Raw genomic sequence first — 15,518 nt, 5'->3', positions numbered from 1 at the left:
TCCTGTACCACGCCGTGATGGAGGAACCGCCCGGCTGGATCGCCGAGTTCACGGTCAGCCCGAAGCAGTTCGGCGAGCATCTGGACGCCGTCGTGGACAGCGGCCGTACGCCCGTCACCATCAGCGCGCTCGCCGACCATCTCGCGGGGCGGGCGCCGCTGCCGCCCCGGCCGGTGCTGCTCACCTTCGACGACGGCTTCGCCGATCTGCCCGGTGCGACCGCCGAGGCGCTGGCCGGGCGCGGACTGTCCGCGACCGCCTACCTCACCACCGGAGCGATCACCCGCGGCGGACGCAGCCTGCTGCCGCCCGCGCCGATGATGACGCTGGAGCAGGCGGCGCAACTCGAGCGGTACGGCATGGAGATCGGCAGCCACACGGTCACCCACGCCCAGCTGGACACCCTCGCGCCCCGGGCACTCGCGCACGAACTGCGGGTGTCCCGCTCGGTGTTGGAGGACGCCCTCGGCCACCAGGTCCGGCATCTCGCCTACCCGCACGGCTACAACAGCGGGCGGGTACGGCGGACGGCGGCGGCCACGGGCTACGAGACGGCCACCGCCGTGCGGCACGCGCTCAGTTCGGACCGCGACGAGCACTACCGCATCGCCCGGCTCATCGTGCGCCGCGGTCACACCGTCGCCGACGTCCGGGGCTGGCTGGCGGGATCCGGCGCCCGGGTCGCCCCGTACCGCGACGGACCGAAGACGGTCGGCTGGCGCTGGTACCGCCGCGCCCGCGCCGCCGTGCGGGGGCCGGTGTTCGCGGGTTGAGCCGAGTTCGACGATTTTGGTGTGAAAAGAAGAGAAAATTCCTATAGTTGGCTTGAGGGAGGGGAGCCTCGACGTGCAACAACACGTGCCCGTACCGAGCACCGAGAGCAGCGAGCTGCCCACCCCTGAGCTCTCCACCGGACCCGGTGGTCCGGGTAGTCCGGGCAGTCCGAGCCCGACCACCGGCGGTGACCGCAGACCCTGGCGGGTCCCGCGCCGTCCCCCGGACGCCGCCCTGCTGACGCTGCTGCTCGCCGCCGGGCTGTGGGTGTACGCGCTGCCCCGCATCGGCTTCCGCGAGATGGGCGACTACGGCCTGCTGGACCGGCTGCCGGTCGCCTACTACCTCTCGTTGCTGGTCCTCACCGCGGGCTTCGTCCTCAGTCTGCGGCGCGCGGGCACCGCGCCCTGGTGGCCGGCCGCGCACTGTGCCGCACTGCTCCTCGCGCTGAAGGCGCCACCGGCCGTGCTGTACGACGCGGTGCGCTACCCGTGGGCCTCCAAGCACGACGCCATCGTCGACACGCTGCTCGCCAACGGTGAGCTGCGACCGGGCGCGGCGCTGTCGGGCAACATGTCCGCGTACGACCAGTGGCCGGGCTTCTTCACCCTCAACGCGGGCCTGGTGCGCGCCTTCGGCGTGGAGAGCGCCGCCGTGTACGCCAACTGGGCGCCGATCGTCGTCGGCCTGCTCATGATGCCGGTGCTGGTCCTGATCTACCGCACCTTCTGCGAGGACTGGCGGCTGATCTGGACCGCCGTGTGGATCTTCCAGCTCGCCAACTGGGTGGGCCAGGACTACTTCGCCCCGCAGGCGCTCGCCTACCTGCTGCATCTGACGGTCCTCGCGGTGGTGCTGCGGCACTTCGTGCGGCCCGGGTCCGCCGGACGGCTGCGCGACCGCACCTTCCTCGACCCGGTGGCCGCGCCCGTCCCGCCGCCGACGGGGAGAAGGCAGCGCGCGGTGTGCGTGGTGATCCTGGCCCCGCTGATCGCCGCCGTCAACGCCACGCACCAGCTCACCCCGGTGATGCTCACCATCTGTCTGGTCGCGCTCAGCCTCACCCGCCGCTACCGCAACTACGGGCTGCTGGTCGTCGCCGCGCTGCTGATGCTCACCTGGGACCTGACCATGGGGCGGCCGCTGTTCGTCGAGACGCTCTCCACCATCAGGAAGTCGATCGGCGAGCTGACGGAGAACTCCCGCGCGGGCTACGCGGGTCAGCTCACCGGGCCCGGGCCGGAACTCGCGGGCACCGCCAACGTGGTGATGGTGCTCGCGGTCGCCGTCCTCGCCGGGACCGCCGTCGTACTGCGGCGCCGGCTGACCCGCAGCGCGCTGCCCCTGCTGCTGGTGTCCGTCGCCCCGGTACCGCTGTTCGCCGTCAACGACTACGGCGGCGAAATGCTCTTCCGCGTCTATCTGTTCGCCCTGCCCGGCGCGGCCTTCTTCGCCGCCGCCGCGCTCGTGCCGGCCGTCGCGGGAACCCACCGCAGCAGGGCGAGGGCACTGCGGCGCAGGACGGCGGCCTTCGCCCTGCCGGCCGTCCTGCTGGTGCTGCTGGCCGGCTTCCTGCCGTCGTACTACGGCAAGGAGAAGATGTTCTACACGCCGCCGGAGGAGACCGCGCTGGTCACCAGGGCCCTCGACAACGCCCCCGACGGCTCGCTGATCCTCGCCACCAGCGGCTCCTTCCCGCAGGCACTCCACCGCTACGACCGTCTCGAGCACTGGTTCTTCGCCGAACAGGCGCTGCCCGAGAACGAGAAGATGCTGAAGGACCCGGCCGGATACCTCGCGGACGGGATCCCACCGGGCGCGAAGGCGTACGTCGTCCTCACCCGCACCCAGGACATCTACACCGCCGGCGAGGGCCTGCTGCCGCCCGGGGGCTTCGAGACCCTGCGTTCGAAGCTGTCCGCCTCGCCCCTCTTCCGGACCGTCGAGAACCATCCGTACGGCGTTGTCCTGGAGTACCGCCCGGCCACCCGATGAATGACCACAAGGTGATCGAAGTGACGACCACAGACTCCGAGGACATCGACAACGAGAACACCGCCGACAGGGGCCTCGGGGACCTCGGCCCCGGGGAACCGGGCCACGCAGACCCCGGCCACGCAGACCTCGGCCATCGGGGTCCGGGCCACGGCCACGGGGAACCAGGCACCGGGGACTTGGGCACCGGCGTCATGGGCGAGGCCGAAGAGGCCAAGGGCGGCAGGTTCACCTCGACGCATCTGAGAGTCCTCGTCGCGGCTTCGGGCTGGTCGGCGCTGGCCGCCACCGCCGTGCCCGGCCCCTCTCCGCTGCGCTGGATCCCGGTGCTGCTGTTCGTCCTGTTCGGTCCGGGCTGCGCGGCGCTGTATCCGCAGCCGGGTCGCCTGGCCTCCGGCGCCAGGCTGGAGGCGGTCGCGCTCGCCGCGCCCATCAGCCTCTCGCTCGGTGTGCTCGCCGCCACCTCGCTGTTCCTGGTGGAGACCTTCTCGATGACCGCCTTCCTGATCTCGCTCGCCTGCTTCACCACGGTCACCGCGGCCCTGCCGGGGCTGCCGCTGCCCGCCGCTCGGCGCGGCGCGGTCGAGCGCGCCAAGGTCAGGCGCAGGCCTTCCGGCGCCAGTGACACATGACGGGGCGGCATCGGCTGCGCGGGCCACGCAAGCCGGCCGAACCGCACGAGGTGAGGGACGTGGAGAACCACATGGGGGACGACTTGGGGGACGGGTTGGGCCAGAGCTCGGGGGACGGCTCCGGGGACGGTTCGGGGGACGGGTCGGGTCGCAGCTCGGGGGACGGATTGCGGAACGGTTCGGGGGGCGACCCGGTCGGCGGTCCGGGGAGCGACCTGAGAAGCGCGAGGCGTACCTACACGGCTGTCGCGCTGGTGGCGGTGGCTGCGCTGCTCGCCGGGCTCGGCATCTGGGCCAGCCGCTCCGAGGACCCGGATTCCGCCGCGGACGCCCTGCCCGACAACGCGGCCTCGGGTGAGCTGCCCACCGGCTCCTGCGCCCCCACCGACACGCTGATCCCGCCCTGCGGCGCCTGGTGGGGCGCCGCCGTGCCGTACGCCGAGGACGGCTCGCTCAAGGACGCCGTGCACGGCTTCGAGAAGCGGATCGGCCGCAAGCTGGACCTCGTCTACAACTACCACGACATGTCGGGCACCGAGCTCGACGGGGAACTGCTCACCCCCGACGAACAGGAACTCGGCAAGGACAGGCTGCTCATGCTGGCCTGGGAGTCCACCGTCTGGACCGAGCCGCACCACGAGAACTGGACGGAGACCCAGCTCGGCTGGAAGAACATCGCCGCCGGCAAGCTCGACAAGAAGATCCTCGATCCGCAGATCCGGCGTATCAAGGCCTACGGCAAACGCGTCTTCCTCTCCTTCGACCAGGAAACCGACGCCCGCATCAAGGAAGGCGCGGGCACCCCGGAGGAGTTCGTCGCCGCGTACCGCCATGTTCGCGACCGGTTCCGTGAACTGGGCGCCGACAACGTGGTGTGGGTGTGGACCGTCTCCGGCTACCTCGGCAGCGCGGCCGACATGAAGGCGCTCTACCCCGGGGACGAGTACGTCGACTGGATCGCCATGGACCAGTACAACTACTACCAGTGCCACGGCACCACGGACTGGAAGGACTTCCTGCGCAGCCAACGGCCCAGCTACGAGTGGCTGCGCGAGAACATCAGCGACGAAAAGCCGGTGATGCTCGCGGAGTTCGCCACGGCACCGGACGCCGACGCCCCGCAGCGTCAGCGCGACTGGTACACCCAGATCCCCGCCGCCGTGAAGAAGCTCCCGGAGGTGAAGGCGCTGGTGCACTGGAACCGGCCGACCTCCGAGGAACCCGTGTGCGATCTGACCGTCAACGAGGGCCCGGGCCTCGAGGGCTACCGGGAGGCGGGTAAGAACGGCTACTTCCACCAGCAGGTGCCGTCCCGCTGACCGCGCCCCGCGACTGTCCGGCCTGCGCACGGCCACGGGTGGCGAGCGACAGGACCGCGGCGGCGAGGACGAGGACGACGAACAGGGGCAGGGCCGCCGGCGCGAGTTCCTGCCGCCACACCCAGCCCCCCACCGCGACGAGATACAGGACGCCCCAGCGCCCCGGCCACGTCAACCACCGGTCCGTCCGGGCGAGCAGCAGCCACAGCGGTACGAGACACAGCAGCTGCACGGCCGGCGGTGCCCAGCGCAGCAGCGGCTCGGGCCCGTCGAGCCCCATCCCCTCCGCGAGGAAACGCGCCGCCTTCGCGCACCAGGCCCCAGCGACCGGTGACGGCTCCCGGCCGAAGGCGGGGGGTACGGCGTACAGGGCGAGCAGCACCGAACCGAGCGCCGCCCCCGGCAGCAGCGCCCCACGTGCCGCGCGCAGCGTCACCGCGCCGACGAACACCACGAGCAGCAGGCCCCCCGCGACGAGCGCCGTGAGCGGCAGCGCCGCCAGCAGCTGACGTCCGGTCAGTAGGTTCTCGGACGGGCCGTCGAGCCACGGCAGATCGCGCAGCGCCGTCCAGAAGGCCACGGTGGCCATGCCCAGCAGGCCCCACAGTCCGCCCGTGACCCACCGCTCCCGGCTCCCGGCCGGGGCGGACCGGTCCCTCGCGGCCTCCCGTGCCGACTCGTCCCGCCCCTCGGCCTCCTCGGTCCCCTTGCTTCCCTTGCTTTCCTTGCTTTCCTTGCTTCCCTTGACGGCCTCGGACTCGTGCGGGGGCCGCTTTATCAGCGCCAGCGTGTCCGCTTGCAGCGCCTCACGTTCGTACCCGGGGCGTCCTATGAACAGGGTGACCGTGTCCTCGTCGACGCCGTCGCGTTCGTGGGCCGCCCGGCGCGCCCAGTTCGTGCCGTACCCGGCGGTGGCGTTCAGCCGTGCCCAATGGGTGCCGTAGGCCGGGGTGGCGGAGGACCGGCCGACGGGGGGACGGTCGTTGCGGCGCAGCGCGGACCGCAGACCGACCGCGGAGACGGCGGCGATCAGCGTCATGCTGATCAGCACCGCCCAGCCCGCGCCCGCGATCCCGGCCGGGGCGAACAGCAGGGCGGCACTGCCCAGCACCAGCGTGCACATGGCGCCCTGGAGCGCGGCGAGCACCCCGGTTCGGCCCTGCACCCGCAGCACCCCGATGTACAGCTCGACCACGACCCGGGGCAGCGCCCCGGCGGCCAGCAGCCGCAGCACGGTGGTGCCGTGCTCGGCGTAGTCCTCGTGGAACGGCAGCAGGATCTGCGGGGCGAACACCACCAGGACCAGTACCACCGGGACCAGCAGCAGCGTCATCCGGCGCAGCGCCCCGCGCACGCCCTCGGCGAGCTGGCGCGGATCGTGCGAGGCGTGCGCGGTGAGGGAGGAGGCCATGTTGATGGCCATGAACTCCATCGTGCCGCCGACGGTGTACGCCACGTAGAAGTAGCCGTTCTCCGCCGCGCTGAAGCGGACCGCGACCATCACCGGCAGCAGGTTGATCATCGCCAGGCTGAACAGCGCACCCAGCGAGTCCCCGGCCAGGAAGCGGCCCATCTCGCGCAGTCGGGGAGGCTCCAGGTCGCGGTCGGCGGCGGCCTGGCGCGGGATCAGCCGACGGAAGATCAACCAGCCCAGCGGCAGCGTCGAGAACGCGATCGCGACGGCCCAGGACACGAAGATCCCGAGCACCGGCAGCGCGGTCGCGCACACGGCCAGGAGGATCAGCTTGCCGACGGAGAACACGGCGTTGCCGATGGGCACCCAGCCCGATCTGCGCAGGCCGGTGAGCACCCCGTCCTGGAGCGTGAGCAGCGCCCACGCCACGCACGCGATGACGAACGCCGTCCCCGCGGCGGCCGTGCCGAGCGGCGCGTACGTCGCCCCCCACAGGTCCAGGGTGAGCAGGAAGACGAAGGCGGCGACGGCCACGACCACCGAACTGGCCGCGTACGCCCGCCACACCAGCGAGCCCGTGGCCCGCCCCGCACGCGGCACGAAGCGGACGACGGCGCCGATCATCGTCGTCGCCGTGATGCTGGCCAGCAGCCGCATCGCCGCGATCGCGGCCGAGCCCTGGCCGACGGCCTCCTCCGAGTAGTAGCGCGCGGCCACCAGCCAGAAGCCCAGGCCCAGCACGGCGGACACGCCCGTGCTGAGCATCAGGAAGTAGGCGTTCTTGAACAGGGATTCGGAGCCGCTGGTCCTGTCGCCCGGCGGCGCGCCGGCCGTTTCCTTTCCGGCGGGCGGCGCCGAGGGCTCGGGTACCTGGATCTCGGCCTGCGTCTCAGCCACGGGTCGGCTCCAGCCCTCCCGGCGCCTCGGCCGGCCGTACGCCGGACTCCTGGAGCACCTCGACGACCTGCCGGGCCCGCAGCGGATCCACGGGCAACGCGTGCCGGGCGAACCAGCGGGCCCCGGCGGGATCGGGCGACGGGTCGGTGAAGGCGGCACCCGCGTAGTCGTCCAGAGGCGGGTCATAGAGGTACCCGACGACGATGCCCCGCCGTGCGAGCGCCGCCCTCGCGGCGTCCCGGTCGGCGACGAACAGGGGCACTCGGAAGAGGGGTTGGACCCGGTCGGCGCGGGCTGTGCCGGGCCGCGCCCACGGTGTGGACAGGAGCAGCTCCGTGCCCGCCCGGCAGGCCGCCAGCACCTCGTCCAGGTGGTCGAGCCTGCGGCCGATACGGCCCGCTCTCAGCGGTCCTGAACGCAGCCGGTAGTCGTGCATGTCGACGCGGACCCAGGAGTCGTGCGCGGTGAGGTCCGGCGCCGCGTCGACGGCGCGGGCCAACTCGGCCGGCCGCAGCGGCATCCGGATCTCCTCCCGCTCCATCAGCCCGAGCAGCCGCATCGTGGCCCAGGCGGCCCGCCGCAGCCGCAGCCCCCGCACGGTCGCCTCCGCGTACGGCCGGACGGTGTAGGCGAGTTCCGCCGTGAACCGTCCCGGCAGCAGCAGGTCCTCGCAGGTCTTCTCCAGAGCCTCGCGCAGTCCCGGGTCGGCGCAGGCCAGGAAGCCGCCGGCCTTGACACCGACATGCTTGGAAAGGCTGAAGACGGAGGCGTCCCCCCAGGCCCCTACCGGTCTGCCACCCACTTCGCTGCCGATGGCGTGCGCCCCGTCCTCGAACAACGGGATGCCCAGCGCGTCGCACTTCTTCCGCAGGCGCGGTGTGTCGTCCGGGTTGCCGTACAGATTCGTCGTGAGGACGCCGGAGAGCGAGCCCCACACCTCGTCGGGCACGGCATCGACGTCGATCGACGCGTCCAGCGGGTTCAACGGCGCCTGCACGGGCCGCAGTCCGGCCGCGAGCAGGACGAAGAAGATCACGTCGTCGTTGACCGGCGACATCAGTACCCGTCCGCCGGGCGGACACCAGTGGCGCAAGGCCACGTACAGCCCGAATCTGCACGACGGTACGTACACGCATTCCCGGCCGAGTCTGTCGCGCATGGTCGCTTCCAGCCGTTTCGGCCGTGAGCCACGCCGCGCCGACCCGAGGCCGGCCTCCCCTATGGCCATCCGCCCCCCAGTTGTGCCAGGGGAAGGCCCCCTCCCCGAGGCCTTCCAGCACCCGCCCAGAGTCTCCCCTTTCGCGCCGCTCCGTCAAGATTGCGGACCGGCCGGTGGACGACTCGGGGTGAGCGACCGGAAGCGGAGAGCTTCCGGCCGACGGGCCTCGCCGGTCCGGCCCCCATGTCACTTCCGCGACGTCAGCCGTAACGTGTGGCGCGGCTCGGCGCACCCGCGCGACACCCGTTCGAGGTCCGGCGAGCCCTACATGGCGAGCACCAAAGAGCGCACGAAAGAGAGGCAGTACCCGATGCCCCCCTTCGATCTTCCCGAGGGCGACCCCTTCGGTCCGCACAACCTCCCGTACGGCGTCTTCTCCCTCCCGGGCTCCACGGAGCGGACCGTCGGCGTCCGGCTCGGCGACCATGTCCTCGACGCGGGCGCGGCAGCCCGCGCGCTCGGCTCGCCCCACGTCGGCCTGCTCGCCTCGCCGACGCTCGACCCGCTGCTGGCGGCGGGACGCACGACCTGGTCGCAGGTGCGCCGCGCCCTGACGGAGTGGGTGACCGACCCCGCCCACCGGCCCACCGTCGAGCCGCTCTTCCATCCCCTTTCCGGCGTGACCCTGCACCTTCCCTTCCAGGTCGCCGACTACGTGGACTTCTACTCGTCCGAGCACCACGCCCGGAACGCGGGAGCGATCTTCCGCCCGGACGCCGGGGACGTCCTCCTGCCCAACTGGAAGCACCTGCCGATCGGCTACCACGGCCGGGCCGGCACGGTCGTGGTCTCCGGCACGGACGTCGTCCGCCCGTCGGGCCAGCGCAAGGCGCCCGACGCCCCGGCGCCCGTCTTCGGCCCTTCCGTGCGGCTCGACATCGAGGCCGAGGTCGGCTTCGTGGTCGGCGTGCCCTCGCGGCAGGGCAGCCCGGTCGCGCTGACCGACTTCCGCGAGCACGTCTTCGGTCTGTGCCTGCTCAACGACTGGTCCGCCCGCGACCTCCAGGCCTGGGAGTACGTCCCTCTCGGCCCGTTCCTCGCCAAGTCGTTCGCCACATCGGTGTCGGCGTGGATCACCCCGCTGGAGGCCCTGGAGAACGCGCGGGTGACGCCCCCGGAGCGGACCCACCCCCTCCTCCCCTACCTGGACGACGCGGCGGCCGAACCCGGCGGCTACGACCTGCGCATCTCCGTCGCGCTCAACGGTCAGGTGATCTCCGATCCGCCCTTCTCCACCATGTACTGGACGGCCGCCCAGCAACTCGCCCACCTCACGGTCAACGGCGCCTCCCTGCGCACGGGCGACCTGTACGGCTCGGGCACGGTGAGCGGCCCCCAGCCGCACGAGCGCGGCTCCCTGCTGGAACTGACCTGGAACGGCCGTGACCCGCTGGAGCTCCCCGACGGCAAGCGCACGTTCCTGGAGGACGGCGACGTGGTGACCCTGTCGGCCTGGGCTCCCGGCCCCGACGGAACGCGAGTCGGCCTGGGAGAGGTGAGCGGACAGGTGATCGCCGGGTGAAGCGCCCGGGGTCGGATCTGGCACCGGTGACAGGGCCACAGCTCGTGCCGGTGCCGACATCGGTGCCTGTGCCGGTGTCGGTGCCTGTGCCGGTGCTGGTGGCGGTGGCGGTGCCGGTGCCGGTGCCGGTGCTGGTGGCGGTGCTGGTGGCGGTAGCGGTAGCGGTGCCGGTGGCGGTAGCGGTGCCGGTGGCGGTAGCGGTGTCGGTGACCGAGCCGGTGGTGGGGTGGCTGACAGTGGCGAGGCCGGCGAGCCGGGGCGGTCGGGGCTGAATCGGGGTGTCGTCGTGGGCTGACTCCCGGGGTAACCGCCGTCATACTGGCGGCGGGCACGGTCCTCGTGCCGAGCCCGCCGCCCGTGGCAGGCCGCACGCACGCGGGTACGCCCTACGGACCCCGCGCGCACGTGGCCCACGCACCCTTCCCGACCAGGATCCGGAGCCCATGGCATGGCCCTCTGCCTGCTCCTGCTGAGCGTCGTCGCCCTGTCCGCCGCCGTGCCGGCCCCGCGCGCGCTCACCCGGTCCGCCTGGCCCGAGCGGGAGCCGGTGATCGGACTGTGGGTGTGGCAGTGCCTGGTCGCCACGGTCCTGCTGTGCTGCCTGACCGCCCTGACCCTGGGCGCCGCCGCCGTGTTCCACACGGTCCGCGCCCGGGTCTTCGCTCCCGCGCCGCCTGGGGTCTCCGAGGCGTACGACCTCTCCGCCGCCCCCTTGTGGGCCGCGGCCCTGACCCTGCTGCTGGCCTGCGGGGCCGCCTGGACCACCGCGATGCTGGCCCGCGAGCTTGTCGAGGCGCGTCGGCGCCGCAACCGGGCCAGGGCCCACCTGCGTGAACGCGCGCCCGACCTGCCCGCCGGCCTGCCGTCCGCCCGGGGCCCGCTCCTGGTGCTGGAGGACGAGTACCCGGACGCCTGGTGGATGCCGGGCAACCCGCCCCAGTTGATCGTGACGACCGGCGCCCTGCACCGCCTCACCTCCCACCAGCTGGACGCCGTCCTCACCCATGAGCGTGGCCATGCCCGCGCCCACCATGACTGGCTGCTCCACCTCTCGACCGCCCTTGCCACCGGCTTCCCCCGCATTCCGCTCTTCTCCCACTTCTGCGACCAGACCCACCGCCTGGTCGAACTCGCCGCCGACGACACGGCGTCGCGCCGCTGCGGTCACCTGACCACGGCGCTGGCCCTGATCGAGCTGAACCAGCACCGGGGCGTCCTGTCCTGCGCCTCCAGCCACCGTCTCCTGGGCGAGCGGGTCGACCGCCTGCTCCAGCCGCCCCCGCGCCTGCTCCTCAGACAGCGGGCGCTGACGACGACGGTGGCCACGCTGGTGCCGCTGCTGCCCCTGCTGATCACCTTCGCCCCGGGACTGACGGCGTTGTCCTGACGGCGTTGTCCTGACGGCGTTGTCCCGACCTGGCAGATCTTGTGTAAGCCGGTCCTGTTTTCCCAGGTCAACGCCTTGTCTGACGCTCCCGCAGGTGGCGCAACACTCCGGCAACACCGCTTTTCCTACTGGCTCGCTATGGTTCGAAACATGCCACCCACCGACCGCATCCGAGAGCACGCCGGCCAAGGCGCGACCACCGTCGCCGCCCACCGTGCGCGTCGTCGGCTGCGCGCGGACCAGGCCCGACAGCTCGCGGACCTCCTGCGCCGCCAGCTGCTCACCGACGGCTTCCCGGACGGCACGCTCCCCCACGAGTCGACCCTCGCCGGCGACTACCGCGCCTCGCGCAACACCGTCCGCCAGGCTCTCGACCTGCTCCGGGCGGAGGGGCTGGTGGAGCGCCTGCCGGGCGTCGGCACGGTCGTCGTGGCGCAGAAGTACCCGCACGGCCTGGACCGTCTGATGGGCCTCGCGGAGACCCTGCACGAGCACGGCCACGTCACCAACGAGGTCCGCACGATGGGCCCCGTCGCCGCGCCCGCCCCGGTGGCCGACCGCCTCCATGTCCCGCCCGGCACCGACGTGCTCTACATCGAGCGCCTGCGCCGTCTGGGTGGCCTCCCCCTCTCTCTCGATCTCACCTACATCCCGCTCGACATCGGCACCGCCCTGCTCGGCGCCGACCTGGAGAACACCGACGTCTTCCGGCTCCTGGAGGCAGTCACCGGGCAGCGCCTCGGCCACGCCGAGATCACCCTGGAGGCGGTGACCGCGGACGCCCACTCCGCCGCCGTACTGGAGGCACCGCGTGGCGCGGCCGTCCTGATGCTCGAACGCCTCACCCACCTCGCCGACGGCCGCCCGGTGGACCTGGAGTTCATCCGCTTCCGCGGAGACCGCATCTCGATGAGCGGCCTGCTGCACCGCTCCCTCTGATCTCTCCCACCGGCATCGCTTCCGCCCCCTTCTCCGCCCTCTTGCTCGTCCTCCGCTCCGCCCTCAACCCTTCATCGCTCGGCACGGCCTCATCGGTTCACCGCCGGGCGGGATTTCTCAGAATTTCTCGGGACTTTTCTGGAGACAGCCATGACCTTGGCACCCCAGCGGGCCGACGTGCCCGTGACCATCGACGAGTCGAAGTGCATCGACGGCTGCACGCTCTGTGTGGACATGTGCCCGCTGGACTCCCTCGCCATCGACGAGAGCAACGGCAAGGCCTACATGCACGTCGACGAGTGCTGGTACTGCGGCCCGTGCGCGGCTCGCTGTCCCACCGGTGCCGTCACGGTCAACATGCCCTACCTGCTCCGGTGAAAGGCCCGAACCTCCATGAAACCCAAAGCGACAGCCGCGTCCGCCGCCCTTCTCCTGCTCCCCCTCACCGGATGCGGCAGCGCCGAGGCCGGTAGCGGCTCCACGGTCACCGTCACCGTCGGCTACCAGTCCAAGACCATCAACACCGTCACGGCCGGCACCCTCCTGCGCTCACTCGGCTACTTCGAGAAGGAGCTGAACGCCCTCGGCGACGGCACTACCTACAAGGTGGACTGGCAGGACTACGCCACCGGCGCCCCCATCACCGCGCAGATGACCGCCGGGAAGATCGACATCGGCTCGATGGGCGACTTCCCGCTCCTCATCAACGCGGCCCGGGGCAAACAGCTCGGCAAGCCCACCCACCTGGTCTCGGTCACCGGCTACAACCTCCGCGGCGGCCTCAACACCATCGTCACGGCGCCCGACTCCAAGCTCGCCTCCATCGAGGACCTCAAGGGCAAGAAGGTCTCCACCAGCATCGGTTCCGCCGCCGACGGCACCCTCGTACGGGCCTTGCAGCGCGCCGGCATCGACCCGGCCAAGGGCATCGAGAAGCTCAACCAGCAGCCGGCCGTCGGCGCGTCGGCCCTCTCCGCGGGCAGCGCCGACGCGCTCTCGCAGTTCGTCGCCTGGCCCGGCCTGCTCGCCTACCAGGGCAAAGCGAAGGCCCTGTACGACGGCGCCCAGTTGGACCTGCCCACCTTCCACGGGGTCACCGCCCGCGAGGACTTCGCGAAGAAGCGCCCGGCCGTGCTGGAGGCGTTCCTGAAGGCGCAGTCGGAAGCCACCGACTACCTCGACACGCACCCGGTGGCCGCCGCCGAGAAGGTCGCCAAGGCCACCGGCCTGCCCGCCGAGGTCGTCTACCTCTACAACGGCGCCCACGGCATCTCCACCTTCGACCCGGCCGTAAAGCCGCAGCTCGTCGCCGCGCTCAAGGAGGACGTCTCGATCCTGAAGGCGGCCAAGCTGACCGGAGACATCGACGTGGACTCCTTCGTCGACGACCAGTACGTGAAGAAGGCGCTCGGCCCGTCCTACGCGAAGCAGCTCGCCGCCACGCCCGCACCGGCCGCGAGCGAGGTCTGGCCCAAGGACGCCACGGAGACCCGTACCTTCGAGACGCCCGCCGAGCTGCTGACCTACGTCGCGCAGCACAAGGAGGGCATCCGCGCCGCCTACGTCCCCGACGCCACCACCGGCACCCTGTGGTTCGCCGACAAGGCCGTCTGGGTGGCCGACGGCGCGACGCTCCTGCCGTTCGTCGCCCCGGCGACCGCGCAGGCCTACGTCGACTCCCATGGCGGCGCCCGCGTCGTCACGTACGCCGACGCGCTGGGGCGGGTGTCGTGACCCGGTATGCGCTGCGGGTGGCCTCGGTGGCGGCCGCCCTCGGCCTGTGGCAGCTGCTGACCAGCCTGAACATCGACCTGTGGTTGCGTTTCTCGCAGTTCCCCACGGTCGCCGACGTGGCCCGCGCCTTCGCCGACCGCCTGACCGGCGACGACTACTGGACCGACCTCACCGACAGCCTCACCCGCATCGTCACCGGATTCCTCCTGGCCGCCGTCCTGGGCGTGGCCACGGGCGTGCTCGTGGCGCGCTCGCGGCTCGCCGAGGACCTGCTCGGACCGATCCTCGAAGTCGTCCGCCCGATCCCCGCGATCGCCCTGGTGCCCGTCGCGATCCTGCTCTTCCCCTCCAACGAACAGGGCATCGTCTTCATCACCTTCACCGCCGCCTTCTTCCCGGTCCTGGTCTCCACCCGGCACGCGGTCCGCGCGCTGCCCCCCGGGTGGGAGGAGGCGGTCCGCACCATGGGCGGTGGCCGGTGGCGGATCCTCGGCTCGGTCGTCCTGCCCGGGGCGCTGCCGGGCATCTTCGGCGGCCTGTCGGTCGGCATCGGGGTGTCGTGGATCTGTGTGATCTCCGCCGAGATGATCTCCGGTCAGTACGGCGTCGGCTACCGCACCTGGCAGGACTACACGGTCGTCGACTACCCGGGGGTGTTCGTCGGCATGGTCACGATCGGCGTGCTCGGCTGGGCCACGTCCACGGCCGTGGAACTCCTCGGTCGCCGCCTCACCCGCTGGCTGCCCCGCACGTCGTACGTCCCCACCGGCCGGACCCGGCCGAAGAGCCCCCTGCCGGCCGTTCCGGCACCGGCGGCCTCCCCCGCCGTCCGCACCGGACCCGACCCCGAGGAGGCGCGCGATGAGCACCTCGTCTGAGACCCGCGAGACCACCCGTACGGACACCGCCGACGCGGGCACCACCACGGCCACCGGTACGGCCGTACGCGGTACCCGGCTCACCCTCCGCGCGGCCACCCTCGGCCGCCCCGACGCCGCCGCTCTGGCCGATGTCGACCTGGACGTCCGGCCGGGCGGGATCCTCACCGTCGTCGGCCCCTCGGGCTGCGGCAAGTCGACGCTGCTGCGCACGCTGGCCGGGCTGCTGCCCGCGCTGTCCGGGGCCGTGGAGCAGGACGGCCGGCCGATCGGCGGGCCGGCGGCGGACCGCGCGCTGGTCTTCCAGGAGGACGCCCTGCTCCCGTGGCGCACCCTGCTGGCCAACGTCGAACTGCCCCTCGCCATCCAGGGCTCACCGCGCGCGGAGCGCAGGAAGCAGGCCGTGGCCTGGCTCGAGCGGGTCGGACTCGCCGACCGCGCCCGGCAGTTGCCGCACCGGGTCTCCGGAGGCCAGCGCCAGCGGGCGCAACTGGCCCGGGCCCTCGCCGCGGGCCCGCGCGCCGTCCTCATGGACGAACCCTTCGGCGCCCTCGACGCCCAGACCCGCGCCGGGATGCAGGACCTGCTGGTGGAGGTGCTGCACGGCACGGGCGCGACCGTCGTCTTCGTCACCCACGACGTGGACGAGGCCCTGTTCCTCGGCGACCGCGTGGCCCTCCTCGGCGCGGGCCGCCTCGTCGCCGTACGGGACGTGCCGCGTCCACGCGACCGGGCCGCCCATGACGACCCCGCGCGCGTGGCCCTGCGGCGCGATGTCCTGACCTCCCTGAGCATCTGAAAGGCACCC

The 15,518-nt window shown here is 72.2% G+C and carries 14 protein-coding genes; 12 read left to right on the top strand and 2 right to left on the bottom strand.

Annotation, left to right across the window (positions count from 1 at the left end):
• Positions 1 to 17: 17 nt before the first annotated feature.
• From G9272_RS26435 to G9272_RS26420, 4 genes are all read left to right on the top strand, one after another.
• A complete protein-coding gene (locus G9272_RS26435; RefSeq protein ID WP_253268243.1) occupies positions 18 to 773 on the top strand; it encodes a polysaccharide deacetylase family protein in 756 nt (251 codons plus the stop codon).
• Between the two features lie 73 nt (positions 774 to 846).
• A complete protein-coding gene (locus G9272_RS26430; RefSeq protein WP_253267953.1) occupies positions 847 to 2,769 on the top strand; it encodes a hypothetical protein in 1,923 nt (640 codons plus the stop codon).
• 20 nt (positions 2,770 to 2,789) lie between these two features.
• On the top strand, positions 2,790 to 3,401 hold the full coding sequence (locus G9272_RS26425) for a DUF1616 domain-containing protein (RefSeq protein WP_253267952.1): 612 nt from the start codon (positions 2,790 to 2,792) through the stop codon (positions 3,399 to 3,401).
• A 71-nt stretch (positions 3,402 to 3,472) separates the two neighbouring features.
• Positions 3,473 to 4,720: a glycoside hydrolase family 26 protein gene (locus G9272_RS26420; protein WP_253267951.1), complete on the top strand. Its 1,248-nt coding sequence runs from the start codon at positions 3,473 to 3,475 to the stop codon at positions 4,718 to 4,720.
• Here G9272_RS26420 and G9272_RS26415 read toward each other — a convergent pair.
• Positions 4,641 to 6,899, bottom strand: a complete 2,259-nt coding sequence (locus G9272_RS26415) for a lipopolysaccharide biosynthesis protein (RefSeq protein WP_437184380.1) — start codon at positions 6,897 to 6,899, stop codon at positions 4,641 to 4,643. The genes G9272_RS26420 and G9272_RS26415 overlap by 80 nt on opposite strands.
• Before the next feature lie 124 nt (positions 6,900 to 7,023).
• On the bottom strand, positions 7,024 to 8,259 hold the full coding sequence (locus G9272_RS26410) for a DegT/DnrJ/EryC1/StrS family aminotransferase (RefSeq protein WP_171398852.1): 1,236 nt from the start codon (positions 8,257 to 8,259) through the stop codon (positions 7,024 to 7,026).
• A 301-nt stretch (positions 8,260 to 8,560) separates the two neighbouring features.
• Here G9272_RS26410 and fahA point away from each other — a divergent pair, with 301 nt between their 5' ends.
• From fahA to G9272_RS26370, 8 genes are all read left to right on the top strand, one after another.
• Positions 8,561 to 9,772 (top strand): fumarylacetoacetase, encoded by a 1,212-nt coding sequence (gene fahA / locus G9272_RS26405; protein WP_171402184.1) that lies wholly within the window; start codon positions 8,561 to 8,563, stop codon positions 9,770 to 9,772.
• A complete protein-coding gene (locus G9272_RS44785; RefSeq protein ID WP_216377831.1) occupies positions 9,769 to 10,044 on the top strand; it encodes a hypothetical protein in 276 nt (91 codons plus the stop codon). The genes fahA and G9272_RS44785 overlap by 4 nt, the downstream gene beginning before the upstream one ends.
• A gap of 176 nt (positions 10,045 to 10,220) precedes the next feature.
• Positions 10,221 to 11,159: a M56 family metallopeptidase gene (locus G9272_RS26395; RefSeq protein WP_171398851.1), complete on the top strand. Its 939-nt coding sequence runs from the start codon at positions 10,221 to 10,223 to the stop codon at positions 11,157 to 11,159.
• A 150-nt stretch (positions 11,160 to 11,309) separates the two neighbouring features.
• Positions 11,310 to 12,098 (top strand): GntR family transcriptional regulator, encoded by a 789-nt coding sequence (locus G9272_RS26390; protein ID WP_171398850.1) that lies wholly within the window; start codon positions 11,310 to 11,312, stop codon positions 12,096 to 12,098.
• Positions 12,099 to 12,248: 150 nt separating this feature from the next.
• Positions 12,249 to 12,476, top strand: a complete 228-nt coding sequence (locus tag G9272_RS26385) for a 4Fe-4S dicluster domain-containing protein (RefSeq protein WP_020130156.1) — start codon at positions 12,249 to 12,251, stop codon at positions 12,474 to 12,476.
• Between the two features lie 15 nt (positions 12,477 to 12,491).
• Entirely contained in the window at positions 12,492 to 13,832 is a 1,341-nt protein-coding gene (locus G9272_RS26380; protein WP_171398849.1) for an ABC transporter substrate-binding protein, read from the top strand.
• Positions 13,829 to 14,710: an ABC transporter permease gene (locus tag G9272_RS26375; protein WP_171398848.1), complete on the top strand. Its 882-nt coding sequence runs from the start codon at positions 13,829 to 13,831 to the stop codon at positions 14,708 to 14,710. Before G9272_RS26380 ends, G9272_RS26375 begins: the two co-directional genes overlap by 4 nt.
• Positions 14,694 to 15,509: an ABC transporter ATP-binding protein gene (locus tag G9272_RS26370; RefSeq protein ID WP_171398847.1), complete on the top strand. Its 816-nt coding sequence runs from the start codon at positions 14,694 to 14,696 to the stop codon at positions 15,507 to 15,509. The genes G9272_RS26375 and G9272_RS26370 overlap by 17 nt, the downstream gene beginning before the upstream one ends.
• The last annotated feature ends 9 nt before the right edge of the window (positions 15,510 to 15,518 follow it).

Origin of the sequence: Streptomyces asoensis (assembly GCF_013085465.1) — a bacterium.
GTDB classification, from domain to species: domain Bacteria; phylum Actinomycetota; class Actinomycetes; order Streptomycetales; family Streptomycetaceae; genus Streptomyces; species Streptomyces cacaoi_A.
The sequence above is the reverse complement of the archived record's forward strand: the minus strand, read 5'-3'. Positions and strand labels throughout refer to the sequence as shown.

Coding starts and splice junctions, on each gene's coding strand:
- G9272_RS26435 (WP_253268243.1), top strand. CDS start 18: ATGGAGGAACCGCCCGGCTGGATCGCCGAGTTCACGGTCAGCCCGAAG.
- G9272_RS26420 (WP_253267951.1), top strand. CDS start 3,473: ATGGGGGACGACTTGGGGGACGGGTTGGGCCAGAGCTCGGGGGACGGC.
- G9272_RS26415 (WP_437184380.1), bottom strand. CDS start 6,899: ATGCTCAGCACGGGCGTGTCCGCCGTGCTGGGCCTGGGCTTCTGGCTG.
- G9272_RS26410 (WP_171398852.1), bottom strand. CDS start 8,259: ATGGCCATAGGGGAGGCCGGCCTCGGGTCGGCGCGGCGTGGCTCACGG.
- fahA (WP_171402184.1), top strand. CDS start 8,561: ATGCCCCCCTTCGATCTTCCCGAGGGCGACCCCTTCGGTCCGCACAAC.
- G9272_RS26395 (WP_171398851.1), top strand. CDS start 10,221: ATGGCCCTCTGCCTGCTCCTGCTGAGCGTCGTCGCCCTGTCCGCCGCC.
- G9272_RS26390 (WP_171398850.1), top strand. CDS start 11,310: ATGCCACCCACCGACCGCATCCGAGAGCACGCCGGCCAAGGCGCGACC.
- G9272_RS26385 (WP_020130156.1), top strand. CDS start 12,249: ATGACCTTGGCACCCCAGCGGGCCGACGTGCCCGTGACCATCGACGAG.
- G9272_RS26380 (WP_171398849.1), top strand. CDS start 12,492: ATGAAACCCAAAGCGACAGCCGCGTCCGCCGCCCTTCTCCTGCTCCCC.
- G9272_RS26370 (WP_171398847.1), top strand. CDS start 14,694: ATGAGCACCTCGTCTGAGACCCGCGAGACCACCCGTACGGACACCGCC.